Origin of the sequence: Planktothrix rubescens CCAP 1459/22, from assembly GCA_904830895.1 — a bacterium.
GTDB lineage: Bacteria > Cyanobacteriota > Cyanobacteriia > Cyanobacteriales > Microcoleaceae > Planktothrix > Planktothrix agardhii.
Genome location: LR882958.1, coordinates 1 through 26,407, shown reverse-complemented (window position 1 = coordinate 26,407; position 26,407 = coordinate 1). Strand labels below are relative to the sequence as shown.

Sequence of the window (26,407 nt, the reverse complement as noted above, 5' to 3'; positions counted from 1 at the left end):
AACTTAATCGGATCAAAGAAATGATGGAACCGGACTTTATTATTTTGAATTTACCATAAAATCTTTCTATATTCAAGTATTTTTATCCGCTAAAATTGCTAGTTTTATTCATAAATGAATCATAATAATTTCATAATAAATTCATGATTTAATCTTCAAGCCTCCTCTACTGAAAGAGAATAAAGACCCTCTGAACATGATCCTTATTGCACTGCTCCCTGAAAAAATTTATAAAAAAGGACTTCCCCTTAGTCGTAAGATCAAGAAGATGGATCTAATCTGTTGATGTGATGTTCAATTGCAACTTGACTTGATCCCTGGCAAATTTGTATAACCTCTATCGTTAATCCTTATGTCATTTCCCCGTTCTAGCGGTATCCTACTGCATCCCACATCCTTACCCAGTCCCTTTGGCGTTGGAGATATTGGCCCGGTTGCCTATCAGTTCGTTAACTTTTTAAAACAAAGTGCCCAAAAACTTTGGCAAGTCTTACCCCTTGGCCCGACTGGATTTGGCAATTCTCCTTATTTATCCTATTCTGCTTTTGCGGGAAATCCCTTATTAATTAGTTTAGAACTCTTAAAAGAGGATGAATTATTAACCGATGAAGACTTAGCAAATCCGCCGCATTTTCCCGATCATATTGTTAATTTTGACGCGGTTAAAGCCTTTAAAGAAAAACTATTTCATCAAGCTTGTATTACCTTTAAAACCAATGCCACAGAAGAACAGGAAGAAGAATTTAATCGTTTTTGTTCCCGCAGTAACTATTGGTTAGATGATTACGCCATTTTTATGTCACTTAAAGAGGCATTTAATGGAGAAAGCTGGAATGAATGGGAAACAGGAATTGCCCTGCGAAAACAGGAATCCTTACATAAATGGGGAGAAAAGTTAGCCAAACCTATCTATTATCATAAATTTCTCCAATTTCAATTCTTCAAACAATGGTCAAAACTCAAACATTATGCCAATGAACAAGGCATCCAAATTTTTGGAGATTTAGCGATTTATGTTGCCCATGATAGTGCCGATGTTTGGTCACATCCTGAAATCTTTTGTTTAGATGAAGAAACCGGAGAAGCCGCATTAATGGCTGGAGTTCCACCGGATTATTTTAGTGCCACCGGGCAATTGTGGGGAAATCCAGTTTATAATTGGGAACGTTTGCAACAGGACGGATTCTATTGGTGGCTGCAACGAATTGAATCTTTATTAGGCTATTTAGATTTAGTTAGAATTGATCATTTTCGGGGTTTAGAATCATTTTGGGCCGTTCCTCAAGGGGAAACAACCGCTATGAATGGTCAATGGGTAGACGCACCGGGAAATGCCTTTTTTAGTTTATTAAATGAGAAATTAGGCGAATTACCAATTATCGCCGAAGACTTGGGAGTTATCACCCAAGAAGTGGAAGAATTGCGGGATAAATATGGTTTACCCGGGATGAAAATTCTACATTTTGCCTTTGATTCCGGTTCCGGTAATCCCTATTTACCCTATAATTACGGTTCAGCAAATTGGGTGGTTTATACCGGAACCCATGACAACGATACAACGGTGGGTTGGTTTAACCGTCGTAGTTTACAGGAACAAGCCCGAGTCACCCGCTATTTAGGTTGCACCTCCGGTTATGGCATTCACTGGGATTTAATTCGGTTAGCCATGTCCTGTGTGGCAAATCAAGCGATTTTCCCCCTCCAGGATATTTTGGGTTTAGGGAGTGAAGCAAAAATGAATATGCCGGGAGAAGCCGAAGGTAACTGGGCTTGGCGTTTTCAACCGGGAGTATTAACCGAAGAAATCGGAGAACGCCTCAAATTTATGACCGAAACCTACGGTCGTTAACCTCGTTAAACCTTGCAGGGGGGTTTGATTTTCATCAACAATTAGTGTTATAGCGCTACGCATTACAGTTAGGACATTTCTGAATCCTGAAACCCTTTCACTCCTTACTGTTCCCTGTTCTCGTTCGACAAGCTCACGACGCGGCCTGTTCCCTGTTCCCTAAAGCGTAGCGCTATATCAAAGGGGTGGTGGAAGAAGTGGGAGATTAGGGAATATTTTCAGGTCTCAAGTGTAGGTTTAAGACTTTTTAGAGAAATAAATTACATCAGGCAACCCTTCAAATTGACACTCTCAGGTCTGAAGACACGCTCGATTCTGCGGACAGGATTAGTTTAATCTAATTCTCGCTACGATTGCCGCATATCGTCTACTGAGTTGATCGGACGAAAAACCCGATCTTCCCGATACTTTTACTTTTGAATCAAAACACTTTCAGAAGATATCACTAAGCCAAATTGCGGTACGCTCCATATCCTGCCTTTACTTGCTCCTTGCTTGTCATACTGCCGTTAAAATTAAATCTAACCGTTGTTTCAGGGGAGCCGGGATTTCTCCGATACTAGGATACTTCAACACGCAGATATTTATTGTTCTTACTCATGTGTTTTTGATTCTAGCACATTTTTTGATATTTCAATGGGAATAAATTCCCCTGTGTCGCGTTTCCTCTCAGGTCTGAAGACACTGAGTTTCCACTCTCCCATCTTTTTCTTATGATTATCTGATGTAATAAGCTTGACACTTTCTTGCTGGGCTGTTGCATAGATAATTGAATCCGCAAAACTCAATTTATGCTTTTGTGATAATTCCGAAGCAAGTAACGCCAGAGATTGAGTCAACGGAATTACAGTAGATTGCTGAGTGAGTTCAATGATTTCCATAGCCAACACCACATCGCGTTCGCGGCATATCCATTTATGCAATTCATATTGTATGGAAGTAGGAATAATCAAATTATCGGAATCGTTTAAATAAGGAGCAAACTCATCAGCTAATACACCATCAGTCAACCATTCTAACCATCCACAAGTATCAACAAGAAACTTCATACTCTTTCACTGCGATCGCGTACATTGTGAGTATTAGCTCCCTTTAAGATACCTCGGAATGATTGGATAGAAGATTTAGGGACAAGTGTAATTGAATCATTTTTTAAAACAACCGAAAACTTTTGCCCCACTTGTAAATTTAACAAATCTCTAATTTCCTGTGGGATAGAAATCTGATAATGTTGTGACAAGGTAACTTCTAGCATTATTTATCCCTAGATATGAGTAGTAGTTTTAGTCATATAATCACAGAGTATAAAGCTAACACACCATAGTGCGATCACTTTTTTGTGATTTAGAACATAGCGAAACATGATTGTTTTTATTGATTCAGGGGTGTTAGGATTCCTAACAAATCCCAATTCGGAAATGTCTAATCAATAGAATCCCCCTCATTTTACGAGGGGGAGAGGTCAAATTATAATTTCGATAAATCTTCAGCTTTGAAAACCACTTCTTGAACCTGACCGGGTTCCCCAAGACTTTTGGCTTCTCCGTTATTAACGGTTACGAGAACTCCTCCAGCATTTCCAGTAAACACAACAACCTTATCTTTCGCTTTCCAACTGCGTTGTGTTCCCCCTTCTAAGGTACCTTCAAATGCGGTTTTACCATCCACTTCAATAACTACCCAGGAGGGATCTTTCGCCACTATCCCCACTTCTACTGTCTTTTCGGTTTTTGATTGGGCGGAGGACTCCGTTTCAGATACTTTCTCAACGGTTGTTGTTACCTTTTGGGTCGTTGAAGATGGGGGAGAAGAAACGAATTGACTAGCGGAAGTGGATGGTTTTTTTGGCTGAACGACCGCCTGACGAAGTTGAGGATTAACCTCTGGTGGGTTGGTTGTGGCAACGGGTTCACCCGATACACTCGCAAAATTAGCGGTTTTATTCAGATAAGAAACCCCATTAATCGCACAAATAATTAATAGGATATAAGTTAAGTAAAGATGGGTGGGTCTTAATTGTGGAAGGGTCAAGAAATTAAGTTTTGATTTCATCCCCACTTTCTGAGGTTCGGGGAGGAAAAAGTTAGCCAGTTCTACTCCATTTAAACCCAAAGCATCAGCATAGGTACGGATTAACCCTTGAGTATAAACTGGTTCTGGGAGTTGTTCTGTCCTAGCTTCTTCTAAAGATTGTAATAAATGGGAACGGATTCGAGTGTAAGCCGCTACCATATCTAAAGAGAGGGAATGACCGAGACGAGTTTCTCTGAGTTGTCCTCCAATTTCTACTAATCGCTGAATCAGTTCAGGATCATAGGAATTAAGGGTTGGGCTAGGATTTTTAGCCATTTTAAACGGTAAGACAAATAAATCAGTTTTCATAATCATTTACTCCTTGATGTCTACAGGGTGAACGGGCACACTAACCAATGGGGATGAAATGGGATTTCGTAAGAACTCAATTTCCCAGGCACTCAGAGAACGATATTGACCCTCTGGCAATGGGGATTTTTCAGGAGGTTGGAGTTGAATTGAGCCAATGGCAGTTCGGTGTAATTTAATTACTGGATAACCTAACTGTTCGGCAACTCGGCGAATTTGCCGCTTTCTACCCTCATATAAAATCACTTCCAATAAAGTCTGGTGATCTGAATTTTGTTGAATACACCGAACTTGAGCAGGTAATGTTTTTCTTCCTGCCAATAGCACACCCTGACGCCAAGCCTGTAATATTGAATCCGATGGATTTCCGGCAACCCAGACTTGATAAGTTTTAGGAATCAAATGACGAGGATGAGTTAAACGAAAGGTTAATTCTCCATCGTTGGTCAGTAATAATGCCCCTGTAGAATCGACATCCAAGCGTCCAACCGGATGAATGCCTTGACCTACTCGCATTTTACGCGGAAGTAGATCCAAAACGGCAGGTCGTCCGTTGGGGTCTAAACAAGTCGATACAACTCCTATCGGTTTATGGAGTAATAAGTAGACTGGCTCAGGTCGGTAGTTGGGTTTAATTGACTTCCCATCGACCTCAATTTGATCGCAATTCGGATCGGCTTTTTGTCCCAACTGGGCTAAATTGCCATTCACCCGTACCCGTCCCGCTTGAATCATTTCTTCGGCGTGACGGCGGGAGGCAATACCCCATTGAGCCATAATTTTTTGTAGCCTTTCATCCATGCTGATCGGTAACTGTCCTTGACTAATGGTAGATCTATTCAAACCAAGGGAGACTATGTACAAATATTACAGCAATCCGCAATTAATCCTACTATCAATCTGAGTTTGGTGTGGAATAATGTGGGGATGGGTGATTCTGGAGTAGCTATGGCATTGATTCAGACTGGGGCCAAACCCTTAATTGGAAGTATATTATCAAAGGCAATTGGGCTTTGGTTGCGATCGCAAGTTGACAAAATTGATCACCTACAACTCAATATCGAAGGTAGTAATCGTTCTCTGCTGTCCGGGGATATTCCAGGGGTGTCTGTCGCTGCGGAGAATGCCATCTATCAGGGGTTACATTTAACTCAAGTCCAATTACAAGGGTCAAATATTCGGTTTAATCTGGGTCAAATTTTAAAAGGTCAACCTTTACACCTGTTAGAACCTTTTTTTGTCACCGGAAATCTACACTTACATCAATTGGATCTGAATCAATCCCTACAAGCTCCAATGTTAGTCCAGGCATTAAACGAGTTTGTTTTGTCACTGTTGATCGCTTTGACCCAATCTTCATCCCAGTCTACTTATGATCTCCAAAAGCAGCAAAATGACTCTTGGGTGCAATCGGTTCAACGGATTCAAAACCCCCAAATTACCCTAGAAACCGGTCATCTAATTTTAAACGCCCAACTGCTTTTCGACTCAGGTGAACTATTATTTTTTCAATTAAAAACCGGATTGGAAATTGCTAATTTCCGTGAACTGATGTTGGTTCAGCCCCAAGTCCAAATTTATGACATTGATACTGAACTGCACCTAGATAATTATATCATTGATCTAGGTTCAGATATCAAAATTCAAGACTTAATTTTATCCCCTGGATTACTTGAAATTCAAGCCACACTCAAAATCAATCCCTAATCAGTTATCAGTTATCAGTCATCAGTCATCAGTTTAAGAGTTATCAGTATTACCTATTACCGATTCGTAATTCTTTAAGGTTGCAATGTGGAAACCAACGGCCAAGTCTTAATAACAAAAATACCAACGGCAACAATTCCTAAGACCAATTCAATCACATTGCCTAAAACTGAACCGATAAAAACACCAATACTAGCCTTAAAAGCTGGCTTGATTCGTTCGATTAATTTAACATCCCGTTGATAGAGTAATTCCCCAATAAAAGCACCCAAAATCGGCCCAATTAAAACCCCTAATAACGGCCCTCCAAAGGGTAAAGCGGGTAAAAGTCCGAATAATCCCACAACCAATCCAATAATTGCTCCGAACTGCGCCCATTTACTCGCCCCAAACTGTTGTAATCCCAAAATTGTCGCTAAATAGACAATCACCATACTTAAAATTAAAATCGAAATTACCACAATCATCGGCCCCACAATTCCCGTGAATTTTGTAGCAATTCCCCAAACTAAAATAGCGCCTAAAATTAAACTGGTTCCAGGTAATAAAGGAACAACAATTCCAATAATCCCGACCATCATAAAAACAATCAAAATCCAATATAAAATCCAATAGTTCATGGGGTTAATTTTGTGAGTGGTTAGTGAGAACCGCTTGAGCAAAGCGCTCTTGTCCTTCTTCTAAATTCCGGGGAATCCCTTGAGGATAAGTTTTAGTAATTATAGCCTGTAGGAGTTCTACCCGATTACCGGGGTTAGGATGGGTACTCAAAAATTCTGGTGGAGACCCCCCCGAATTAGCAGACCCTAAAATCTGCATTAGTTCTACTAAACCTTTGGGGCTGTAACCAGCTTTCGTCATGAATTCAAACCCCAAGCGATCGCTTTCTAATTCATCTGCACGACTATACTTAAGGTTAACTAATTGATTCACCGCTTGAGCCACAATCGCCGCTTGTTGGGCATTCCGAGGGTCATCACTGGCCGTAATTCCCACCGCATTGACTAAAGCCGCCCCTAACTGTTGTCTAGCCAGATGTTCTGAACCATGGCGGCCAATCACATGACCGACTTCATGTCCTAAAACCCCCGCCAGTTGAGCTTCGGAGTTGAGACGATTAAATAGAGCCATAGTCACAAATACTTGTCCTCCGGGTAATGCAAAGGCGTTAACGATTTTGGGATCATGCAATAGGTGAAAATCAAAAGGATAGGAAGATTGAGCCGCCGCCGATTTCTGCACAACCCGCAATCCCACTTCATCGACATAATTTTGTAATGTGGAATCGGGATATAAACCCCCATACTGTTCCGCTAGTTGTCCTCTGGATTTGAGTCCTAAAACAATTTCTTGACGGGGAGAAAGACTAACGTGCTGTACTTCTCCTGTGATCGGATTTTTTTCAACATTGGTGTAGTAACTGATTAATCCAAATAGGGCAAATAGAAGCCCAATAAACATACGCAGTAAAAATTTTTTCATAAAAATATCTCAAGACTTGCCCTTGATAATAACAATTTTTTTTTAAACCTGATTTTAGTAAAATTATTTTAAATTTTAGATAAAAAACTCATATTTTTTTGATTAATTTATATCAAAAGACAGATACTACTTTTTAATTTATAGTTTAGAATGGGTGTGGGTTTTATTGATATAGCAGGGAACACCGGAACAGCCCCCCAAACCCCCCCAAACCCCCCGTGCACGGGGGGCTAGGGGGGGAGGGAACGCCGGATCTCGGAGGAAAAGACTTCACCGTCTAGCTTTGCTGCATCACTCTTTGTCCTAATAGGTCTGGCGACTGCTATACTTTTGCGAAGCAGTGTCAGAGTGGGTGGGTGAGATCAGAATTTAAGTTATCTTTGATGATGTCACCCACCCTAAAAATATTGGGTTTATAGCAATCCCATGGGCAAAGATTCACTCAATGCCATCACCATAGAGTTAGTAACGGGTAAACTATCTACAACCATTGCCAAACACAATAGCATTAAATAGAAAATGGAATATTTAAACAGCGATCGCGCTACATCTCTTTCTGAGGGAGATTGTAATAATTGCCAAGCTTTTTGTAGGAAAATCACCCCTAATATCAGAGCGATCGCCCCGTAAACAAAACCACTGGTATGTAAGGGATAAACTAACAATAACGTTGAGGGAACCATAATTAAGCTATAAATCCAAATTTGTTTAGCTGTAACTTCATCCCCTTCAATCACAGGTAACATCGGAACCCCAACTTCCTTATATTCATCTCGGATCATCATGGCTAAAGCCCAAAAATGAGGCGGTGTCCAGAGGAAAATGATCGCAAATAATAGCCACGCTGCCCAACTTAAATCCCCGGTAACTGCCGCCCATCCGACTAAAGGAGGAATCGCTCCAGCGGCTCCCCCAATTACGATATTTTGGACACTATGACGCTTTAACCAATGGGTATAGATCAGGACATAAAAAACAATTCCCGATAGGGCGAGACAAGCTGTTAATAAGTTAGCAAAAACCGTCAGTAAGGTAAAAGAAGTAATAGCAAGAGCGATCGCAAAAATTAGAGCATCAATGGGTTTAACTCGACCTGAAGGAATCGGCCGCCAGCGAGTCCGTTCCATAATATAGTCAATATCTCGGTCATACAAACAGTTGATGGTGTTAGCAGAACCCGACGCTAAAGCACCCCCAGTTAATGTTACCAATAACAATAGGGGATCAACTTCTCCTTTTGAGGCTAACCACATTCCGGCGGAGGTTGTAATTAATAACAACAGAATAATTCTAGGCTTGGTCAGTTGATAATAACTTTGCAGCACTTGTAAAATATTCTCGTGGTGTCGGGATACCTGGGTTTGAATCACTTCTTGCATGAATTTATGACCTATAGAATTTGTTGATTTTCTGACGGTAATCAGCGATAAGTAATTAGTTATAAGTAAACATAATAGTCATCAATTATTAACTATTAACTCATCACTGATAACTCATCACTGATGACTGATGACTGATGACTGATAACTGATAACTGATGACTGACGATCCCGTAGGGCGAGAATACTAAAACAAACTAAAGTTCCCAGAAGTGTAGCACCCATGGCTTGATGAGCAACAGTCAAGGGTTCCACCTGTAACCGCATTTTATAGGTAGCTACCCCCAAAAGAATTTGAGCGATTAAACAAACTCCGGCGATATTTCCTAAAGTTCTGAGTTTAGGATGTAAGGCAGAAGTTCGCCAAACCAAGACAATCAGAATTAGGGTGGCCAGGGTGGGGGGAACTACCCCGAAAAGATGACTATTCATCACGGTACAGAGTTGGGAGGTTCCCAAACATTGATGTAAAGCCCATTGAGAACCCACTAAGGCTCCTAAAATGCTTTGTAAATAGACTAAAATTGCTGCGGTAAGACTGATTTCCGGTAGCTTTCCCACCCCAGCCGCGCCTTGATAGGGTAACAGCAAACAACCGATAATCAGCAGAATGGTGAAAAATAGCAAGGCGGTTCCCAAATGGGCGGTCACAATATCAAACCGCAGGAGTTGCGTCACCGTCAGTCCTCCTAAAACCCCTTGAAATATAATTAAAGCCAGGGCGAATAGAGCAGCCCAGGGTAACCATTTAGGTAACTCCCGTCGATCCCACCAGGATAATCCCACTAGGGCGATCGCACCCAGTCCGATCCCAGCCGCATCCAAACGGTGAAACCATTCCAAGAAGACTTGCAGATTCATTTGGGAGGTGGGCACTAACTTCCCGTAACACAAGGGCCAGTCAGGACAGGCTAATCCAGCATTCATCACTCGGGTTGCACTGCCCACGGCCATCAATAGTAAGGTAGCAATACTCAGTTTCCAGACCAGACGGCGGATTCTATCCTGGGCTTTAGAGCCGTTCTGTTGGGTCTGGGGGGTTGATAAACTGGGATCATGAAGGAGAGTCTGGGTCATGGGTTCTACCGATTTAACTGGACTAATGCTAATTGAAACATGATGGTTAATTCTACCTATCTAAGTCAAGAATGCGGTATGCAGATGAACAGACTTTTAGAAAATTTTTCGATTTGGGGGGTAAGTTGGGGGTTGAGAATTGACCCGACAACCCAATTCTAAAGAAAATCTGTGAATATTACTTAATACCGTTCCAGAGTTTTGTGATCTGTTTTACCGTAGAAGCGGGACTTTAAATAGACAATCAACCCTAATGTTCAGGTTTTTCAACCAGCCATTAAAATTACCTGTATGTATATAGCAGTATCTTCCCATCCGATATCGGTGTTGGGGATGGTCAATAAGGAGGAATCAACGTGAAAATTCCGAGTTCAATTTTGACCCTACTGGTGGGGATCGGGATTACTCTCGTATCTCTCTGGTATGGTCAAAACCACAATTTATTACCCGTAGCTGCCACCGAACAAGCGGCACAAGTCGATGGTCTATTTGATATCATGATGACCATTAGCTTCGGCTTAGTGCTTCTGGTAGAAGGAGTGCTAGTGGTCGCGGCAATTAAGTTTCGTCGTCGCCCGGATGACAACACCGACGCGGCTCCGATTCACGGGAATATTCCCCTAGAAATCGTCTGGACAGCAATTCCGGCGGTGGTAGTTTTGGGAATTGGTATTTATAGTGCGATTCGTTTAGCCTAAATTAAGCCGAAAGGCTTATGGGACGGCTAACCCAGTTGTTAAGACTGGTGATAACTGATTACATTTATGGGTGAGTAAAGAAACATCACAAAATCTCAAAAAATAACGAAATGTTACGAAATTCAGAGATAAGTAATAAAAATTTACAAGTCCCATCCCTCAAGTGCTGAGGTGAAAGCATAACCCCTAGTTTGAAATGGGTAGCATCCATCAAGCTAAAGCGGGGTTAAAAGATAGAACTACTGAAAGCCAAATTTGGTAACTATCGAGCAAGAAGTTCATGCGTAGCGCAAGCAAAGATGTGTCTGAACCATCGATACCGATAATGGTGAAAAGGCTAAATCAGGAATAAAACCCATTGGAAAATATGGTAAAGACCTGGTTATCACCAAGCCAAAAGGCAAGGATAAGGGAATAAGCGGTTTATACGCCGACTTATAAGCACAAACCCAATAAACCCGGTGGACAGCATCACGCTAAAAACTTCAAACAAATGTGTAATCGGAACGAAGTAACCCCTATATATCTCTGGAAAGGTCGAAATCCAGTAAGTAGCTAACGAATGATGTATGGGGAAGGGATGGTATCAAAAGCGAATGCCTTGTTGTAATGACAAGGATATGCTGACAGATACTCGGTAATTCCAAAGAAATAGAATAAGTAGCAATGTATATGTCTAAAACGCTGAATAAAAATCAGACGGTGGAATGGAAAGACCTTAACTGGCGAAAGTTAGAAAAGGTAACTTTCAAGTTGCAAAAGCGCATATTTCGAGCGAGTGAACGAGGCGATGTTAAAGCAGTTCGTAAACTTCAAAAAACCCTGATTAATTCCTGGAGTGCCAAATGTATTGCGGTTCGTCGGGTAACACAAGATAACCAAGGCAAAAATACGGCTGGAGTGGATGGAGTTAAATCTCTGAACCCAAAACAACGTATGAGCCTTGTAGGACGATTAAAGTTAACCAATAAGGTAAAACCAACTCGTAGAGTTAATATTCCCAAACCTGGTACAACCGAAACCCGTCCATTAGGGATACCCACAATAAACGACCGTGCATTGCAAGCGTTAGTAAAACTAGCGTTAGAACCAGAATGGGAGGCTAAATTTGAGCCAAACAGTTATGGTTTCAGACCAGGACGTTCCTGCCACGATGCAATCGAAGCAATATTTAGCAGTATTAAGCAAAAAGACAAATATGTACTGGATGCTGATATCTCAAAATGCTTTGACCGCATAGACCACAAAGCGTTAATCTCCAAAATACACACATACCCTACATTAAGCCGTCAACTAAAGACATGGCTCAAAGCAGGGTACATGGACGGAAAAGAACTTTTTCCTACTAATGATGGTACACCACAAGGCGGGGTCATTTCACCCTTACTTGCGAATATTGCCTTACATGGTATGGAAGAAAGAGTTAAGCAATACGCCGAAACTCTAAAAGGGGCAAAAACGGCAAATAGAGTAGCCCTTAGTCTAATCCGTTACGCTGATGACTTCGTGATAATCCATGAGGATCTAAACGTAGTCAAAAAGTGTCAAGAGATAATTGCTGATTGGTTAAGTGACATGGGACTGGAATTAAAACCAAGTAAAACAAAATTGACCCACACCTTCAAAGAAATTGATGGAAATGTTGGGTTTGAGTTCCTAGGATTCCACATACAACAGTACAAAGTAGGAAACTACAGAGGTGCTAATAAAACGAATGGAATACCGCTAGGTTTTAATACATTAATCAAACCCTCAAAAGCCAAAATCAAAACTCATCTTGTCAAGATAGCTGATGTAATAGATTCCCATAAAACCGCCCCACAAGCTGCTCTAATTAGCAAGCTGAATCCAATTATTAGGGGTTGGTCAAATTATTACTCAACAGTGGTTAGTAAAGAAACCTTCTCAAAGGTTGACCATCAAACCTACGACAAGCTGAGAGCCTGGGCAAGAAGAAGGGGAAAAGGGAACATCAATAAAGACAAATACTGGAGAACAGTAGATGACAGAAATTGGTGTTTCAGTACAGAAGATGGATTGAAATTATTCACCCATAGCAGTACGCCAATCATTAGGCATACAAAGATTAAGGGTGAAGCTAGTCCGTTCAATGGAGACTGGATTTACTGGAGTAAACGTCGAGGCGAATATCCTGAGACTCCTAAAAGAGTGGCAACACTTATTAAGAAACAAAAAGGTATTTGTCCTCACTGTGGTTTGTATTTCACAAGTACAGACATTGTAGAAGTTGACCATATTAAACCAACATCGTTAGGTGGAAAAGACACCTATGATAACCTTCAACTTTTACACAAACATTGTCATGACACAAAGACGGCTAGTGATGGTTCTTTAACTAAAACAGTTGAGAATTATGACAATCAACCGTTTTGAATCGTACCTATAACAAAGGTGGAGTTATCAAGGAGCCGTGTGAGGTGAAAGTCTCATGCACGGTTCTGAAGGAGAGGTTAGGGGGGCAACCCTCTAATCGACTCTAACGTTTTGAAATCTATAACAATATGGGGGGACTTGATCCGATGGCATCGGGTCAACACTCTATGCACGCCCACGGCAAAATGAATGGAGCGGCGATCGCAGCCCCCTTAATCGACGGTCAGCCCCCCCAAGCCCCCCGTGAACGAGGGGTGGGGGGGAAGCCAGAACTCACCCAAATTGCCTTGGGAATTGGGGCATCTCCTAGCCAAGAAGGGAAAGCCGCGGCCGTGAATGTGGATGTTACCGGGTTACAGTTTGCCTGGCTTTTCAACTACAAAGAAACAGGCATTAACGCGGGGGAACTTCATGTCCCCATCGGTCAAGAAGTGCAGTTAAATATGAGCGCCCAAGATGTGATCCATGCCTTCTGGATTCCGCAATTACGGTTAAAGCAAGATACTATCCCCGGTCGGATTACAGAACTCCGGTTTACCCCTAACAAACTAGGAACCTATCCGATTGTCTGCGCCGAATTGTGTGGTAGTTATCATGGGGCGATGCGATCGCAAATGATTGTCGATACCCCAGAGGATTATCAAGCCTGGGTTGCAGAAAATTTAGTAGCAAGTAACCCTGACCTGCAAACAGCCGTTGCGATTAATCCCGCAGAACTCAGCGAGGGCGAATTTTTAGCCCCCTATGCCAACGAAAATCAGTTATCAGTCAACAGTGAACAGTTATCAGTGATGAGACAGTTGACTGTTGCTTCGAGTCAACAAAATCTTGATTTTGTTTCTAACACTGATTACTGATTACTGATTACTGATTACTGAATTCCTATGGCACAAGCACAACTTGATCTCACGGCTAATGTTCCTAAACCTCATCATGAGGAAGAAAGACGTTGGCAAGATTTTTTTGGTTTTAGTACGGATCACAAAGTCATCGGGATTCAATATCTCGTCACGGCATTTTTCTTTTATTTAGTCGGTGGAGCCTTGGCCACGGCCGTTCGGACAGAACTGGCAACCCCCGATCCCGATTTTGTGACTCCTGAAGTCTATAACAGCCTATTCACGGTTCATGGCACGGTGATGATCTTCCTTTGGATCGTTCCGGCTGGTGGCGGTTTGGCCAACTATTTGATCCCCTTAATGGTAGGGGCGAAGGATATGGCCTTTCCCCGTTTGAATACCGTGGGTTTTTGGTTAATTCCTCCGGGGGGAATTTTGCTGTTAGCTAGTTTCTTGGTGGAAGCTCCCCAATCTGGTTGGACATCTTACCCGCCTTTAAGTCTGTTATCGGGCCAATTCGGAGAGGAAGTTTGGATTCTCAGCGTTTTATTGTTGGGAACTTCTTCGATTTTGGGGGCGGTGAATTTCTCCGTCACAATTTTCAAGATGCGGATTCCCACCATGGGATTGAACGATATGCCCCTATTTTGTTGGGCCATGATCGCCACTTCCGCCTTAGTGCTGTTATCGACTCCGGTTTTAGCAGCGGCTTTAATTCTCCTATCCTTTGATTTAATTGCCGGAACCAGTTTCTTTAATCCCAACGGGGGCGGTGATCCGGTTGTTTATCAGCACTTATTCTGGTTTTATTCCCATCCGGCGGTGTATATCATGGTCTTGCCCTTTTTTGGGGTGATTTCCGATGTGCTTCCGGTTCATGCTCGCAAACCGATTTTTGGTTATCAAGCGATCGCCTATTCCAGTTTAGCCATTAGCTTTTTAGGCTTAATTGTCTGGGCGCACCATATGTTCACCAGTGGAACTCCGGGCTGGTTACGGATGTTTTTTATGATCACCACAATGATCATTGCCGTACCGACTGGAATTAAGGTGTTTGGCTGGTTAGCCACCATTTGGGGCGGAAAACTGCGTCTGAATAGTGCCATGCTCTTTGCCATGGGGTTTCTGGCTACCTTCGTTATAGGCGGTGTCACCGGAATTATGATGGCGTCGGTTCCCTTTGATATTCACGTTCACGATACCTATTTTATCGTGGCCCACTTCCACTATGTTCTCTTTGGTGGGGCGGTGTTTGGGGTGTTTGCCGCTATTTATCATTGGTTCCCGAAAATGACCGGACGGATGATGAATGAACCCTGGGGAATCGTTCACTTTGCTCTCACCTTTGTGGGTACGAACTTAACCTTTATGCCCATGCACGCCTTGGGATTAATGGGAATGCCCCGTCGGGTGGCGATGTATGACCCCCAATTCACTACGCTGAATCAGGTCTGCACCCTGGGTAGTTATATTCTGGCCGTTTCTACCTTCCCTTTCTTAATTAATGCGGCTTGGAGTTGGTTCAAAGGGCCGAAAGCCCCCGATAATCCCTGGGAAGCTTTAACCCTAGAATGGATGACGTCTTCTCCCCCTCCGATTGAAAATTTCTTAGTTACCCCAGTATTAAAAACTGGGCCCTATGACTACGGTAGTCGCAAAACCTTGGCGATTCGTCAACGGTTAAAACAAATGACCGGAGACCGTCCCAAAGAGGTTGGGATTCCTATGTCTCAAGCCAAATCTTCGACTTTATTTACAGACTCCGGTTCAACCAAGGTGTTAGAAGCGGAAAAAGACATTAACGATCCCAGTCATTAAAAGGGATTGGGAATTAGGAAATCAATCTTGATTCCTGTTCCCTGTTCCCTGTTCCCTGTTCCCTGTTCCGGTGTTCCCTTTTATTAATTCAATTCATGCAAGGTTCAGCCATTAACGATTCTCAAACCGTTCTGGGATATGCACAGGAGGCAACTGCCTCTGGACATGAACACGAAGAACATCCCGATTTGCGAATGTTGGGGGTGGTGGTCTTCCTGGTGGCGGAAAGTATGATCTTTTTGGGGTTATTTTCCGCCTATTTAATTTATCGAGCCATGTCCCCGGTTTGGCCCCCTGAAGGAACAGAACGAGAATTACTACTACCAGCGATTAACACTGTGGTTCTGATTTCTAGTAGTTTTGTCATGAACCAAGGGGCAATTGCTATTAAGAAAAATGACTCTGCGGGGTTGCGAAATTGGTTTATTGCTACAGCAATTATGGGGTTAGCCTTTTTAGCAGGTCAAGCCTACGAATACAGCCAGTTAGAGTTTGGATTAACCACCAATTTATACGCCAGTTGCTTCTATGTTTTAACCGGGTTTCACGGTTTGCACGTGACCTTTGGAGTGGTATTAATTTTAGCGGTTCTCTGGCGCGGGCGCAATACTGACCATTATAGCAAAGAGTCCCATTTTGGCCCAGAAGCGGCTGAATTATATTGGCACTTCGTTGATGTAGTTTGGATTATTCTGTTCATTTTGCTGTATTTGTTGTAAGTAACAGTAGAGACGTGCCAATAGCCTACGGTATCGCTGCGCTCAGGCACGTCTCTACTGAAGCACCCAATTTTCTTTTAACTTAGGAAATATGCTCGATGAATAGCGACAGTTTAGAACAAGCCAAAAATAGACAGCAAGTATTCGATAATTTTCTGAAAATTGAGCATGAAGTTGGGGCGAATTTAGATAAATTTGCTTTTTTAGATCAAGGATTTGAGCAATCTCCCTATCAAAATACTATTCAAAATTATCCCCAATATTTAAACCGTAAACCTTTACAATATAGTCCCTATCCTGCCTTGGGAAAAATTCCTGATATTGATAAGGAGATAATTTCATTTCGACTTATGATTTAACTCGTCTGATTTCTTTAATTGGATGGCATAATTATTTACCCGCCCAATCTCAACTTCCTAACCTTCCAGAAAAAAACTTCAATTGTTTGATTAAAGCCCTAGGTGAAGACCCGGCCCGTTATGTGGATGTGGCGTTAAAAACTTTGGGAATTGAACAGGTGATTACGTCTCCAGTTATTCTTTCTAAAATGGGTTATGGAGATAGTACAGTTCGGCAAACGGTAGAACTCTGCTATGTGGCATTTGTACAGTTTATTGACCCCCTACCCAATGCTAATCAAAAACCTGCGGAATTCCGAACCTTAGCACTTGCTTTAAGGGGTGTAATTCCTATTAATAATAAGGGGGATTTTACTCAGCAAGCATTGGAATTAGATGCTCGAATGGCCGCAGAAGTCACAGAAATTCTTCGTCGTGTTGTTGTAGAAAGTTTGGATAAGTTATAACATGGAAAAATCAATAGAACTGCGAAGGTAAAAGTAAAACCGCAGTATTGGGTGCATTCCGATTCCTGAATTGAATGATCAATTGCCGTACTCAGTAGATGGGGATTAATTAATCAACCGACAAGAATCATCCTTGTGGGAGATGTGAGGGTGGTCTAGTAAACGTTTACTGATTGATTCGACCTATCAACTTAAACATTTGAGTACAGTTATCGCCTTATGGAAAAGGAAGCCAACCAAATTTTATGAAAGCAATACAAGCAAATAACCAAAATTCTTTAAAAACTTTAAATCGAATTTTCACCAGATTTAATCACGATTTTTCTCTGATTTTAGCCCATTGTAATTATAGAATGGTTAGAGAAAAATTTATTAAACAATTAGAAGAACAACATTCTAACTTAATTAAAAATATTGTCATAGATGCCGATGTTACTAATCTTTATAATACATTGGTTAAAGCCATTGAAAGAGAAGAAAATCCCCCGATAGCTTTAATCATATCCGGTTTGGAGTCTAACGAACAACTGGAAATTTTGATTAAAATTATGAATCAAATGCGAGAGGAATTTCGCCGGAAATTTGAATTTCCTTTGGTATTGTGGGTTACAGATTTTCTCTTACAATCTTTAATTCGCTTGGCTCCTGATTTTCATAGTTGGTCAACCTCAGTTTCTTTTGAAATTAGTACGGAGGATTTATTACAGTTTATCAAACAAATGACAGAGCAAGTTTCTGTTAAAGTATTAGATAGTGGTGCTGGTATTTTTTTGGCGAATTCTTCTTTTAATTTAGAGTTTGGTTCACCTTTAAGATTAGAATTAGAATCGGCTCGCCAAGAGTTACAGAAGCGGGGAGAACCCTTAGATATTGAACTAGAGGCTGGTTTAGAGTTTATATTGGGTCGAATTTCTGATCATTTTAATCCAGTTGCTTTACAACATTATGAACGAAGTTTGCAGCTTTGGAAACAAACTAATCATTTAATTCGCCATAGTCAGTTATTATTTTATGTTGGATTTTGGTGGCACAGTTACGGAATTTTACATCGATTTCAAAAAGAATCTGCTTATCATCAAGCTAAAACCTATTATACTCAATCTATCGAAGGGTTTAAACAAGCTGACCGTTGGGATTTAGTGGCTAAATTTATTAATGCTTTAGCTGATATTTTATTTGGATTAAAACAATGGCAAGAATTAGAAACCGTTGCTAAAGAATCGATTCATTATAATCGGACTTACGGTTATCCCTTCCGAGAAGCTCGGGCTTATCATTTTTTGGCAGAAGTTTCTTTGGCTCAAAATTCTCCCTCAGAAGCCAGAAATTTAGCAGAAAAAGCTCAAAATTTGTTAATTAAAACCTGCTCCACTTATCAGGCTAAAACATCAGAGCAACAGTCGATTTTAGACTGGGAAACCTCCTATCATCAAGGATGGTATTTATTTACCCTAGCTCACGCCTATCAACAATTGAATCAACAGCAAGAAGCGATTAATATTCTGGAAAAAGCCAAAGCTATACTAGATACTGAAGAACCTTATTTCAAAGAACAAGAATAAAAATAAGCCCTGAACTCAAGTTCGGGCTTAGGGAAAAACCTTTGAAATTGATGAAATTTACAGAGAAACCACTTCAACTTCCACATCAGCCGTCACGTCAGAATGTAACTTAATATTGGCTTTATAGGTTCCTAATTTACTGATACTGGGGAGAGTAATTTCCCGACGATCAACTTCTTGACCCGTTGCTTGTTGAATCAATTCTGCTAATTCTTTTTCGGTAACAGTACCAAAAATTGCGTTTTCTTCCCCAACTTGTTTGGCAATTTTGAACACACCCACCGCTTCCAGGGCTTTTTTCTGAGCTTCAGCCTGTTGTTTCAGTTCTAGTTGACGTTGACGTTCTTCTTCTCGACGCCGTTCTACCTGTCTGAGAATCCCAGGGGTAGCCCGAACTGCTATACTCTGAGGGATCAAATAGTTACGAGCATAACCCGGGGCGACTTCTACGAGATCCCCATTTTTTCCCAATTTAATCACATCTTTGGTCAGAACCACTTGAGTCCGCTTTGCCATGATCAGTTCCTATATTTTTTTTAACCCAAACACTCTATATTAACAAAATTAGGGTGCGATCGCAAGTCCATGATCAACTTACCCCGGTTGAGGATACTCTCCCTGTTCCCTCCCCCCTAGCCCCCCGTGCACGGGGGGTTTGGGGGGGCTGTTCCGGTGTTCCCTGCTATACAATACAGACTGAGTTGGATCAGGATTCACCCCGGAGGCTGCTATGCAGAGTATTCAGTTCAAAGGACGCATTGGTAAGGATGGAATATTACGAGTACAAATGCCAGCAGAATTTAAAGATAGAGACTTAGAAGCTATTGTGATCTTTCAAGCCGCTAGTGAAAACCTGAAACATGAAAATTGGCAACCTGGGTTTTTTGAGGAGGTAATTGGTGGCTGGGTGGGTGAACCATTAGTCCGAGAAAATCAAGGACAATATGAAATTAGGGAGAATTTGTTTTGAGTTTTAGTCACTCACAATACCACAGAATTTAGTCGAGTTCCCAACTTACAAATTGAAGATTGGGAACTTTGATTTAACCTTAAAATTGATCCTTCATTCCCCGTAAACGAGCAAAGGTTTGAACGGGATCATGGCTATTCACCGCCATTTGTAGACTGGGAATATCCCAACGCAAAAAAGGATTAGTGCGTTTTTCTAAACCAATATTTGAAGGAATTGTGGCTTGATTTTGACTGCGGGCTACGGTAACTTCTTGAAAACGATCCTGTAAATCTCCGAACTAAACCTCACTATGACCCAGACCTCTATATTAAAATTTTACAACTTTTACAGGATTTATATTTCCAAAAAGGCGAATATTTAATGGCTTATGAAATCAAACAAAAACGTCGGGAAATTGAACAACAATTTAGATTAAGAGCGTTTATCGGAGCCGGAAGACTCGGACATATTCAAAGCATTACTAACCCCGGTTTACCCCCAGTTAACTACCCCAAAATTATTAATCCCGAAATTAGTGCTTCCGGTCGTTTATCCGTGGTAAATTGGCTGTGTGAACGCATTAGAAGAAATGATTGTCGATTAACAGTGATTTATGGACAGTCTGGAGTGGGTAAAAGTTCGATTTTGCAAGCGGGATTTATTCCAGAATTACAAAAAAATACGATTGAAACTCGTTACTGTATCCCAGTATTACTGCAAGTTTATACCAATTTTAGTCGGGAATTTTCTCGGGCTTTAGCCAAGGGAATTAGGGAGTTTAAAAATATTGAGTTAGATTCTTCTATTTTCAATAATCAAGAGATAATTTTAGAGCAAATTAGAGCTTTAGTCAATCAAAATTTCTGGGTTGTGATTATCTTTGACCAATTTGAAGAATTTTTCTTTGCTTGCAAAGATAATCAACAGCGACAAACCTGTTATAAATTCATCAAAGATTGCTTAGATATTCCCTATGTAAAAATTGTTTTATCCTTACGAGAAGATTACTTACACTATTTATTAGAATGTAGTCGTCAAGGCTATTTAGAAAGTATTGGGAATAATATTTTAGATAAAAACATTCTATCATATATTGGGAACTTTACACGAGAAGAAGCTAAATCTGTGATTCAAAGTTTAACAGAAAGAACTCAATGTGTCCTTGAACCTGCTCTAATTGAAAAATTAGTTGAAGATTTAGCTGAAGATTTAGGAGAAATTCGACCAATAGAATTACAAGTTGTGGGTTCTCAGTTGCAGGCTCAAAATATTAACACATTACAACAATATCAACAAGCGGGACAAAAGAAACAGTTAGTTGAAGACTATTTAGATGAAGTGATTCAAGATTGTGGTTTAAGTAATAAAAGTTTAGCGGAGTTAGTGCTTTATTTACTAACGGATGAAAATAATACTCGTCCTTTAAAAACTCGCGCTGATTTAGTCCGAGGAATCAAAGAAATAACCAACCATTTTGACAATATTAATCAAAATTTGGATACGGTTCTGAAGATTTTTGTCCTCTCTGGTTTAGTTTTTCTTTTACCTGAAATTCCGGTGGAACGGTATCAACTGGTACATGATTATTTAGTCGGTTTAATTCGTCAAAATCGTGGTTCTGTAATTTTAGAACAGTTGGAGATAGAAACCAAAAAACGCCAACAAGCAGAAGCCAAAAATAAAGAACTTTGGCAACTTTTTGCCCGTTCGACGATAATTGGTGGTGGAATGGCACTTTTATTAACCTTAGCATTAGGATTTTTAAGAATTTCAGAAGTTAAAAATAAACAAGTTAACTTAGCTTTAGAAAATACTAAATACACAGCTTTAACCACAGAAAATAATTAGCTTGAAGCCTTATTAACCTTAGTCACCGCCGGAAAGTTGTTATCTCATCAAACCCCTAAATCTGCCATTGAGCAAGAAACTCAGAGCAAATTAAGTATTGCTGTTCAAGTGATTCAAGAGGAAAATATTTTAGATGGACATGACAAAAATAATGTTTTAAGTGTGAGTATTAGTCCTGATAATCAACTGATTGCTTCTGCAAGTGAAGATAAAACGATTAAATTATGGAATCGTGAAGGTAAAGTTATTCAGACTTTAAAAGGACATAAAAAGTCTGTTTGGTTTGTTACCTTTAGTCCGAATAGTCAACTTATTGCCTCGGCGAGTAAGGATAAGACAATAAAACTTTGGACAAAAGATGGAACAATTATTAGAACATTGGAAGGACATAAAGATGAAGTCAAATGGGTTAGTTTTAGTCCTGATGGTCAACAAATTGCTTCCGCAAGTAAAGATAAAACAGTTAAAATTTGGAGTTTAAATGGTAACTTAATTAAAACCTTAAATGGACATAAAACACCTGTTCTCAGCGTTGTTTTTAGTCCTGATAATCAACTTATTGCTTCATCAAGTGAAGATGGCATAATTAATATTTGGACTCGCCAGGGGGAACTCATTAAAACAATTCCAGCCCATTCTAAACCAATTTGGAGTATTATTTTTAGTCCTGATAGTCAAATAATTGCCTCGGCGAGTGATGATAAAACCGTGAAATTATGGAGTCGAGAAGGTCAATTAATTAGAAGTTTAGCAGGATATCAACAAGCGGTTAATAGTGTTGATTTTAGTCGAGATGGTAATTTAATTGCTACGGGAAATACGGATGAAATGATTAAAATTTGGACAAAGGAAGGTTTGTTAATTTCGACTCTGCAAGGACACAAGGGTGGGATTAATCAAGTCAGTTTTTCTAAGCAAAAAGAGATGTTGGTTTCTGCAAGTCAAGATGGTATCGTTAGAGTTTGGAATTTACAAGCCCTACCTCGAATGATTCAACTGAAAGATTATAAAATTTATAGTAGTAATTTTTTGGGTAAAAATAGTGATTTAGTTGCTTCTCCTGGCAAAGATTTAAGAACCAATGATCATGTTGTTGTATTATGGACTTTAAATGGAGAAGTAAAACAGACGTTTAGGGGTCATAGTGATACGGTTAATAATGTCAGTTTTAGTCCTGACCAAAAAATGATTGCATCAGCCAGCGACGATAAAACAGTAAAAATTTGGGATTTAGAAGGTAAGAAAATTAATACTATTGTTCATCCATCGGCTGTTTGGACTGTGGTTTTTAGCCCTAATAATCAGTTTATTGCGACCGCCAGCAATGACAATAAAATTCGGATTTGGGGAATTGATGGAACCTTAAAACAGACTTTGGAGGGTCATAAAGAACAAATCAATGATTTAAGTTTTAGTCCCGATAGTAAAATTTTAGCTTCTGCGAGTAATGATAAAACTGTTAACCTATGGGATGTCAGTAAAGGGCGTTTTATCACTTCCTTAATTGCGGCTAAAATTCGATTTAGTTCTGTTAGTTTTAGTCCCGATGGACAATTGATTGCAGCTAGTAAAGATGGAGAATCTATTTCAATTTGGAAAAAGCAAAATTCAACCTGGGAACCCCTGCAAACTTCTGTTGTTTTAGGAAAACACTGGAAAGTAATTTATGAAGTTAATTTTAGCCCTAATAGTAAAATTTTGGCTTCTGCCAGTGCAGATGGTACAATTAAGCTTTGGGATGTTAATGGAAATTTAATTACAACTTTAAAGCCAAGTTTAGAACCTATTTTATCAGTTAATTTTAGCCCTGATGGGAAAAGCTTAGTCGGAATTCAAAAAACAGATCCGAATCAAGTTAGTCGAATTAGTATTTGGAATATTGATACTAATAAAGTGAATAAATATCCTGATATTTTACTAGATCAGGCTTGTGATCAGCTTTCTAATTATTTAGAAACTAATCCTAATATTAGTGATAGAAACAAAAAAAATTGTGATGAGTTTAATCATTCTCGCTAAAATTGTAGAGACGTTGTATACAACGTCTCTACTAAAAGATGGATTTGCAACTAATTATGGATTTATAAGTACCTAAACAAAATTAATTACACATCCTATACCCTGTTCCCTCCCCCCCTAGCCCCCCGTGCACGGGGGGTTTGGGGGGGCTGTTCCCTTTCTCAACTAGGTAATTTATTTTGTGCAACTACTTAGCAGTTGCCGCATCTATTAGGACATTCTTGAAAGCTAAAAGCTGCTCACAGTAAGTATTTACCTATAGCGAGATTGCCTATTCCCTATTGCCTCTTGCTATATATTAATCTCGTGGCGGTCTACCCGTATCTTTAATTATTTCTTGACCTTCCTCCCTAGCTTGAGAACAAATAGAGGGTAAATGCTGTTGTTTTAGGGTCGTATTGTTGTGAATGCTACAGGGAAACTTAACAATAGAATTGGAAATAGTCAACTCTGAAGCTTTTGCTTGAGTTGCTGTAATCACCGATAACCCGATTAGGGTTAAAGAGATCAGACTTTGGTGTAACATAATTAGACTCCTTTTGGTATGATGGCAGAATAAATCCGATGATTAAACCCACGAATTAATGCACACAAATAAGCGTTTTAACGGGCTTAAAATTTTAATTAAGGGGGGTTAATAACCGGATTTCATTCCTCTAAAATAAGTGGGGATGTTATTGACTTCAACCTAAACTACCCAGTTCATGAATAATTGAGTTTTCCAGTCTTAACACTCTACTTTTCTAGTTCAAATTTGTAGATCAGGAATACTTTTAATTTAGATGTAAATTTTTTAAGACTAAGCTTTTGTATCCTTTTCACAGATCTATGCTGACTTCTTCTATCTTTTCTAACACTTATGTTCCCCATCTCATCAACACTTTTTTGATTTCTTCTTGTGTTCTTTTTTCGAGGATGGCAATTAATTCCGACTTCTCTAAATCTATTTCTAAAACTTCTTGTAGGATTCTATCAGCCAATCTTTTTGTATAAGTCCTGATTAATTTTATTAACTATAATTTTAGCGATTATCAGCATCAACCGTTAAGGCAAATTTTAAGTTATTAAGAGTATATTCGTGGGCACACCAAACCCTAGTGGTTTCTGGGAGATTTCGGAATTGATTTAAAGATGTCAACATTTGTTGGGGAGTACCTTCAAATAAACGGCCACAGCCCCCGGCAAATAGGGTATCCCCGCAGAATAAATCCCCCGGTTGATCGGGATTTTGGGGCGGAAAATAATAGGCAATATGGGCTTTTGTATGACCGGGAACAAATAAAACTTGCCCGATTTGATCCCCAAATTGAACTTGATCACCCGGTTTTAAAAATACCATTTGACCGGGGATTCTGCCTCGATCTTCTTCACCTCCATAAACGGTAAGATGGGGATATTGTTTAATCAGTTGAGTATTTCCCCCAATATGATCGCTGTGATGGTGAGTGTTAAAAATTGCAACTAATTCAGCGTCTAATCTCTGTAAATGTTGTAAAACGGGATCGGCTTCTGCGGGGTCAACAACGGCGGCAATTTTCCGATCAGGATCATGCAGTAAAAAAATATAGTTATCAGAGAGGACTGGAATTCGTTCAATTTGCATAAAAAGCAATCTCCACCAAATGATTTGATTAGGGTTTAGAATAGTTAAGACTTTGCGGAGCCTAATTCGTTAGTTTAGCAAATTTTATCGCAAAATTAGTCAATAGTTAAATTAGAGAGGTTAAGATTAAAATGTTGTGGACACTTCCCACTCGCTCTAAAATCTCAATTAGTCAAGTGACGGATCGGATTGTCAATTCTGGTCAACTGGGTCATGCTGATTATTTGAGATTAATGTCGGCTATTTTATCTGATAAAGATATTACCGAATCTGAACGTAACCAAATTAATCGAGTATTTGATTATGTTCAGACGGGTCGTGTTAGATTTAATGATATGTAAACAGTAACAATTAATGAGGTCAAACCCAATATGAATTTTCCTGAAGTCAATAATTTAATTCCGGTTCCAACTGGGCCATTACAGATTCCTGCCCAAGCCAATATTTCAACGGAAATTAGTGAGTTTGCGATTAGATTATCCTTGATCATTCCCACTTACAAAGAAAGCGAAAATGTTAGACCATTGTTCAACAATTAACTCAGTTATTAGACGGAGTAATTCCTCATGAATATGAGTTAATTATTGTTGATGATGATAGCCCGGATTTAACTTGGAAAGTTGCGGCGGAGTTAATCCCAGAATTTCCCACAATTGCGGGTGATGCGACGTCAGGAAGAACGGGGGATTATCAACTGCTGTAATTAGGGGTTGGCAAGTGGCTAGAGGGGAAATTTTAGGGGTAATTGATGCGGATTTACAACATCCTCCAGAAAGTTTATTACAACTTTTATCTGAAATAGAACGGGGTGCGGATTTAGCCGTTGGTAGTCGCCATGTTGAAGGCGGTGGTGTTAGTGATTGGAGTGTGATTAGGCGCTTTTTATCGAGGGGAGCGCAGGTTTTAGGATTTAATTATTTTACCCGGTGTTATTGGTAGAGTTTCTGATCCGATGAGTGGTTATTTTATGGTGAGAAGGGAGGCAATTGCTGGAAGAACTCTTGATCCTATTGGTTATAAAATCCTGATTGAAGTGTTAGGTCGGGGGCAAATTCGTTGGGTGGGAGAAGTGGGTTATGTGTTCCAAGAACGCTTGGAAGGAGAAAGCAAAGTTACTTGGAAACAGTATATTGAATATTTACAACATTAGTTAAATTACGTTTAGCCAGATGGCCTATAACGCGGTTTTTGCGGTTTGGGGTTGTGGGTTTTAGTGGGGTTTTTGTCGATATGGCAGTATTTTATCTCCTCTATACTGTTAGTGGTTTGGCTTT

General features: G+C 40.1%; 24 protein-coding genes and 4 pseudogenes. 15 read left to right on the top strand and 13 right to left on the bottom strand.

Translation table 11 applies throughout. From position 1 onward, the window contains the following. Positions 1-352 precede the first annotated feature (352 nt). Positions 353-1,849: a 4-alpha-glucanotransferase gene (gene malQ, locus NMG86_RS00140; RefSeq protein ID WP_026796738.1), complete on the top strand. Its 1,497-nt coding sequence runs from the start codon at positions 353-355 to the stop codon at positions 1,847-1,849. 593 nt (positions 1,850-2,442) lie between these two features. Here malQ and NMG86_RS00135 read toward each other — a convergent pair. The 4 genes from NMG86_RS00135 to NMG86_RS00120 all read right to left on the bottom strand — a co-directional run bounded on the left by NMG86_RS00135 (position 2,443) and on the right by NMG86_RS00120 (position 5,032). Further along, entirely contained in the window at positions 2,443-2,898 is a 456-nt protein-coding gene (locus NMG86_RS00135) for a type II toxin-antitoxin system VapC family toxin (RefSeq protein ID WP_087882239.1), read from the bottom strand. Then, a complete protein-coding gene (locus NMG86_RS00130) occupies positions 2,895-3,104 on the bottom strand; it encodes an AbrB/MazE/SpoVT family DNA-binding domain-containing protein (RefSeq protein WP_026788150.1) in 210 nt (69 codons plus the stop codon). The genes NMG86_RS00135 and NMG86_RS00130 overlap by 4 nt, the downstream gene beginning before the upstream one ends. A 212-nt stretch (positions 3,105-3,316) precedes the next feature. Next, positions 3,317-4,231: a RodZ domain-containing protein gene (locus NMG86_RS00125; protein WP_026795370.1), complete on the bottom strand. Its 915-nt coding sequence runs from the start codon at positions 4,229-4,231 to the stop codon at positions 3,317-3,319. Between the two features lie 6 nt (positions 4,232-4,237). Continuing rightward, positions 4,238-5,032 (bottom strand): pseudouridine synthase, encoded by a 795-nt coding sequence (locus tag NMG86_RS00120; RefSeq protein WP_026796737.1) that lies wholly within the window; start codon positions 5,030-5,032, stop codon positions 4,238-4,240. 18 nt (positions 5,033-5,050) lie between these two features. Here NMG86_RS00120 and NMG86_RS00115 point away from each other — a divergent pair, with 18 nt between their 5' ends. After that, positions 5,051-5,938 (top strand): LmeA family phospholipid-binding protein, encoded by an 888-nt coding sequence (locus NMG86_RS00115; protein ID WP_052331089.1) that lies wholly within the window; start codon positions 5,051-5,053, stop codon positions 5,936-5,938. A gap of 74 nt (positions 5,939-6,012) precedes the next feature. Here the strand turns inward: NMG86_RS00115 and NMG86_RS00110 are convergent, their stop codons facing one another. The 4 genes from NMG86_RS00110 to NMG86_RS00095 form a co-directional block, all read right to left on the bottom strand. Continuing rightward, positions 6,013-6,558: a DUF456 domain-containing protein gene (locus tag NMG86_RS00110; protein WP_026796736.1), complete on the bottom strand. Its 546-nt coding sequence runs from the start codon at positions 6,556-6,558 to the stop codon at positions 6,013-6,015. A gap of 4 nt (positions 6,559-6,562) precedes the next feature. After that, positions 6,563-7,420: a M48 family metalloprotease gene (locus NMG86_RS00105; RefSeq protein WP_026796735.1), complete on the bottom strand. Its 858-nt coding sequence runs from the start codon at positions 7,418-7,420 to the stop codon at positions 6,563-6,565. Positions 7,421-7,833: 413 nt separating this feature from the next. Then, positions 7,834-8,799, bottom strand: coding sequence for a heme o synthase (locus tag NMG86_RS00100; protein WP_026795368.1), 966 nt, complete (start codon positions 8,797-8,799; stop codon positions 7,834-7,836). Between the two features lie 117 nt (positions 8,800-8,916). Next, complete coding sequence (locus NMG86_RS00095) at positions 8,917-9,876, bottom strand: COX15/CtaA family protein (RefSeq protein WP_026796734.1); 960 nt, start codon at positions 9,874-9,876, stop codon at positions 8,917-8,919. Between the two features lie 356 nt (positions 9,877-10,232). Here NMG86_RS00095 and NMG86_RS00090 point away from each other — a divergent pair. The 8 genes and pseudogenes from NMG86_RS00090 to NMG86_RS00055 form a co-directional block, all read left to right on the top strand. Continuing rightward, positions 10,233-10,556 (top strand): annotated as a pseudogene (locus NMG86_RS00090) (cytochrome c oxidase subunit II transmembrane domain-containing protein); the annotation flags it as partial. Between the two features lie 684 nt (positions 10,557-11,240). After that, entirely contained in the window at positions 11,241-12,968 is a 1,728-nt protein-coding gene (gene ltrA / locus NMG86_RS00085) for a group II intron reverse transcriptase/maturase (RefSeq protein ID WP_026796660.1), read from the top strand. A 128-nt stretch (positions 12,969-13,096) separates the two neighbouring features. Next, on the top strand, positions 13,097-13,825 hold the full coding sequence (locus NMG86_RS00080) for a cytochrome c oxidase subunit II (RefSeq protein WP_052338590.1): 729 nt from the start codon (positions 13,097-13,099) through the stop codon (positions 13,823-13,825). Positions 13,826-13,852: 27 nt separating this feature from the next. Next, positions 13,853-15,625, top strand: coding sequence for a cytochrome c oxidase subunit I (gene ctaD / locus NMG86_RS00075; RefSeq protein ID WP_026795366.1), 1,773 nt, complete (start codon positions 13,853-13,855; stop codon positions 15,623-15,625). Between the two features lie 95 nt (positions 15,626-15,720). Beyond that, the gene (locus NMG86_RS00070; RefSeq protein WP_026795365.1) at positions 15,721-16,344 is read left to right on the top strand and encodes a cytochrome c oxidase subunit 3; all 624 of its coding nucleotides are present in this window, start codon (positions 15,721-15,723) and stop codon (positions 16,342-16,344) included. A gap of 98 nt (positions 16,345-16,442) precedes the next feature. Continuing rightward, positions 16,443-16,703 (top strand): hypothetical protein, encoded by a 261-nt coding sequence (locus NMG86_RS00065; RefSeq protein WP_052338589.1) that lies wholly within the window; start codon positions 16,443-16,445, stop codon positions 16,701-16,703. A gap of 86 nt (positions 16,704-16,789) precedes the next feature. Then, positions 16,790-17,149 (top strand): hypothetical protein, encoded by a 360-nt coding sequence (locus tag NMG86_RS00060; RefSeq protein ID WP_026795364.1) that lies wholly within the window; start codon positions 16,790-16,792, stop codon positions 17,147-17,149. Positions 17,150-17,394: 245 nt separating this feature from the next. Next, on the top strand, positions 17,395-18,711 hold the full coding sequence (locus NMG86_RS00055) for a tetratricopeptide repeat protein (RefSeq protein WP_499103382.1): 1,317 nt from the start codon (positions 17,395-17,397) through the stop codon (positions 18,709-18,711). Between the two features lie 57 nt (positions 18,712-18,768). On the opposite strand, the gene rplI is transcribed toward NMG86_RS00055, so the two are convergent. Further along, on the bottom strand, positions 18,769-19,227 hold the full coding sequence (gene rplI, locus NMG86_RS00050; protein ID WP_026788135.1) for a 50S ribosomal protein L9: 459 nt from the start codon (positions 19,225-19,227) through the stop codon (positions 18,769-18,771). A 214-nt stretch (positions 19,228-19,441) separates the two neighbouring features. Between rplI and NMG86_RS00045 the strand changes: the two genes are divergently transcribed. Further along, entirely contained in the window at positions 19,442-19,681 is a 240-nt protein-coding gene (locus NMG86_RS00045) for a hypothetical protein (protein ID WP_026788134.1), read from the top strand. A 79-nt stretch (positions 19,682-19,760) separates the two neighbouring features. Here the strand turns inward: NMG86_RS00045 and NMG86_RS00040 are convergent. Next, positions 19,761-19,955: pseudogene (locus NMG86_RS00040) on the bottom strand (hydroxyacylglutathione hydrolase C-terminal domain-containing protein); the annotation flags it as partial. 89 nt (positions 19,956-20,044) lie between these two features. Between NMG86_RS00040 and NMG86_RS00035 the strand changes: the two are divergent. Further along, the gene (locus NMG86_RS00035; protein WP_499103380.1) at positions 20,045-21,511 is read left to right on the top strand and encodes an ATP-binding protein; all 1,467 of its coding nucleotides are present in this window, start codon (positions 20,045-20,047) and stop codon (positions 21,509-21,511) included. A gap of 36 nt (positions 21,512-21,547) precedes the next feature. Beyond that, entirely contained in the window at positions 21,548-23,530 is a 1,983-nt protein-coding gene (locus NMG86_RS00030; RefSeq protein WP_052338587.1) for a WD40 repeat domain-containing protein, read from the top strand. A gap of 298 nt (positions 23,531-23,828) precedes the next feature. Here NMG86_RS00030 and NMG86_RS00025 read toward each other — a convergent pair whose 3' ends face one another. The 3 genes and pseudogenes from NMG86_RS00025 to gloB form a co-directional block, all read right to left on the bottom strand. Further along, positions 23,829-24,056, bottom strand: coding sequence for a hypothetical protein (locus tag NMG86_RS00025; RefSeq protein WP_026788136.1), 228 nt, complete (start codon positions 24,054-24,056; stop codon positions 23,829-23,831). Between the two features lie 331 nt (positions 24,057-24,387). Beyond that, on the bottom strand, positions 24,388-24,510 hold the full coding sequence (locus NMG86_RS00020; RefSeq protein ID WP_274518401.1) for a hypothetical protein: 123 nt from the start codon (positions 24,508-24,510) through the stop codon (positions 24,388-24,390). A 47-nt stretch (positions 24,511-24,557) separates the two neighbouring features. Continuing rightward, positions 24,558-25,133, bottom strand: a pseudogene (gloB, locus tag NMG86_RS00015) (hydroxyacylglutathione hydrolase); the annotation flags it as partial. A gap of 131 nt (positions 25,134-25,264) precedes the next feature. Here gloB and NMG86_RS00010 point away from each other — a divergent pair. Both NMG86_RS00010 and NMG86_RS00005 read left to right on the top strand, forming a co-directional pair. Beyond that, positions 25,265-25,474, top strand: coding sequence for a hypothetical protein (locus NMG86_RS00010; protein WP_026788132.1), 210 nt, complete (start codon positions 25,265-25,267; stop codon positions 25,472-25,474). Between the two features lie 30 nt (positions 25,475-25,504). Next, a pseudogene (locus NMG86_RS00005) lies at positions 25,505-26,407 on the top strand (polyprenol monophosphomannose synthase); the annotation flags it as partial.

Excerpts from the sequence above, each read along its gene's own strand:
- malQ (WP_026796738.1), top strand. The coding sequence starts at position 353 with ATGTCATTTCCCCGTTCTAGCGGTATCCTACTGCATCCCACATCCTTA.
- NMG86_RS00135 (WP_087882239.1), bottom strand. The coding sequence starts at position 2,898 with ATGAAGTTTCTTGTTGATACTTGTGGATGGTTAGAATGGTTGACTGAT.
- NMG86_RS00130 (WP_026788150.1), bottom strand. The coding sequence starts at position 3,104 with ATGCTAGAAGTTACCTTGTCACAACATTATCAGATTTCTATCCCACAG.
- NMG86_RS00125 (WP_026795370.1), bottom strand. The coding sequence starts at position 4,231 with ATGAAAACTGATTTATTTGTCTTACCGTTTAAAATGGCTAAAAATCCT.
- NMG86_RS00120 (WP_026796737.1), bottom strand. The coding sequence starts at position 5,032 with ATGGATGAAAGGCTACAAAAAATTATGGCTCAATGGGGTATTGCCTCC.
- NMG86_RS00110 (WP_026796736.1), bottom strand. The coding sequence starts at position 6,558 with ATGAACTATTGGATTTTATATTGGATTTTGATTGTTTTTATGATGGTC.
- NMG86_RS00105 (WP_026796735.1), bottom strand. The coding sequence starts at position 7,420 with ATGAAAAAATTTTTACTGCGTATGTTTATTGGGCTTCTATTTGCCCTA.
- NMG86_RS00100 (WP_026795368.1), bottom strand. The coding sequence starts at position 8,799 with ATGCAAGAAGTGATTCAAACCCAGGTATCCCGACACCACGAGAATATT.
- NMG86_RS00095 (WP_026796734.1), bottom strand. The coding sequence starts at position 9,876 with ATGACCCAGACTCTCCTTCATGATCCCAGTTTATCAACCCCCCAGACC.
- ltrA (WP_026796660.1), top strand. The coding sequence starts at position 11,241 with ATGTATATGTCTAAAACGCTGAATAAAAATCAGACGGTGGAATGGAAA.
- NMG86_RS00080 (WP_052338590.1), top strand. The coding sequence starts at position 13,097 with ATGGGGGGACTTGATCCGATGGCATCGGGTCAACACTCTATGCACGCC.
- ctaD (WP_026795366.1), top strand. The coding sequence starts at position 13,853 with ATGGCACAAGCACAACTTGATCTCACGGCTAATGTTCCTAAACCTCAT.
- NMG86_RS00070 (WP_026795365.1), top strand. The coding sequence starts at position 15,721 with ATGCAAGGTTCAGCCATTAACGATTCTCAAACCGTTCTGGGATATGCA.
- NMG86_RS00065 (WP_052338589.1), top strand. The coding sequence starts at position 16,443 with ATGAATAGCGACAGTTTAGAACAAGCCAAAAATAGACAGCAAGTATTC.
- NMG86_RS00055 (WP_499103382.1), top strand. The coding sequence starts at position 17,395 with ATGAAAGCAATACAAGCAAATAACCAAAATTCTTTAAAAACTTTAAAT.
- rplI (WP_026788135.1), bottom strand. The coding sequence starts at position 19,227 with ATGGCAAAGCGGACTCAAGTGGTTCTGACCAAAGATGTGATTAAATTG.
- NMG86_RS00045 (WP_026788134.1), top strand. The coding sequence starts at position 19,442 with ATGCAGAGTATTCAGTTCAAAGGACGCATTGGTAAGGATGGAATATTA.
- NMG86_RS00035 (WP_499103380.1), top strand. The coding sequence starts at position 20,045 with ATGGCTTATGAAATCAAACAAAAACGTCGGGAAATTGAACAACAATTT.
- NMG86_RS00025 (WP_026788136.1), bottom strand. The coding sequence starts at position 24,056 with ATGTTACACCAAAGTCTGATCTCTTTAACCCTAATCGGGTTATCGGTG.
- NMG86_RS00010 (WP_026788132.1), top strand. The coding sequence starts at position 25,265 with ATGTTGTGGACACTTCCCACTCGCTCTAAAATCTCAATTAGTCAAGTG.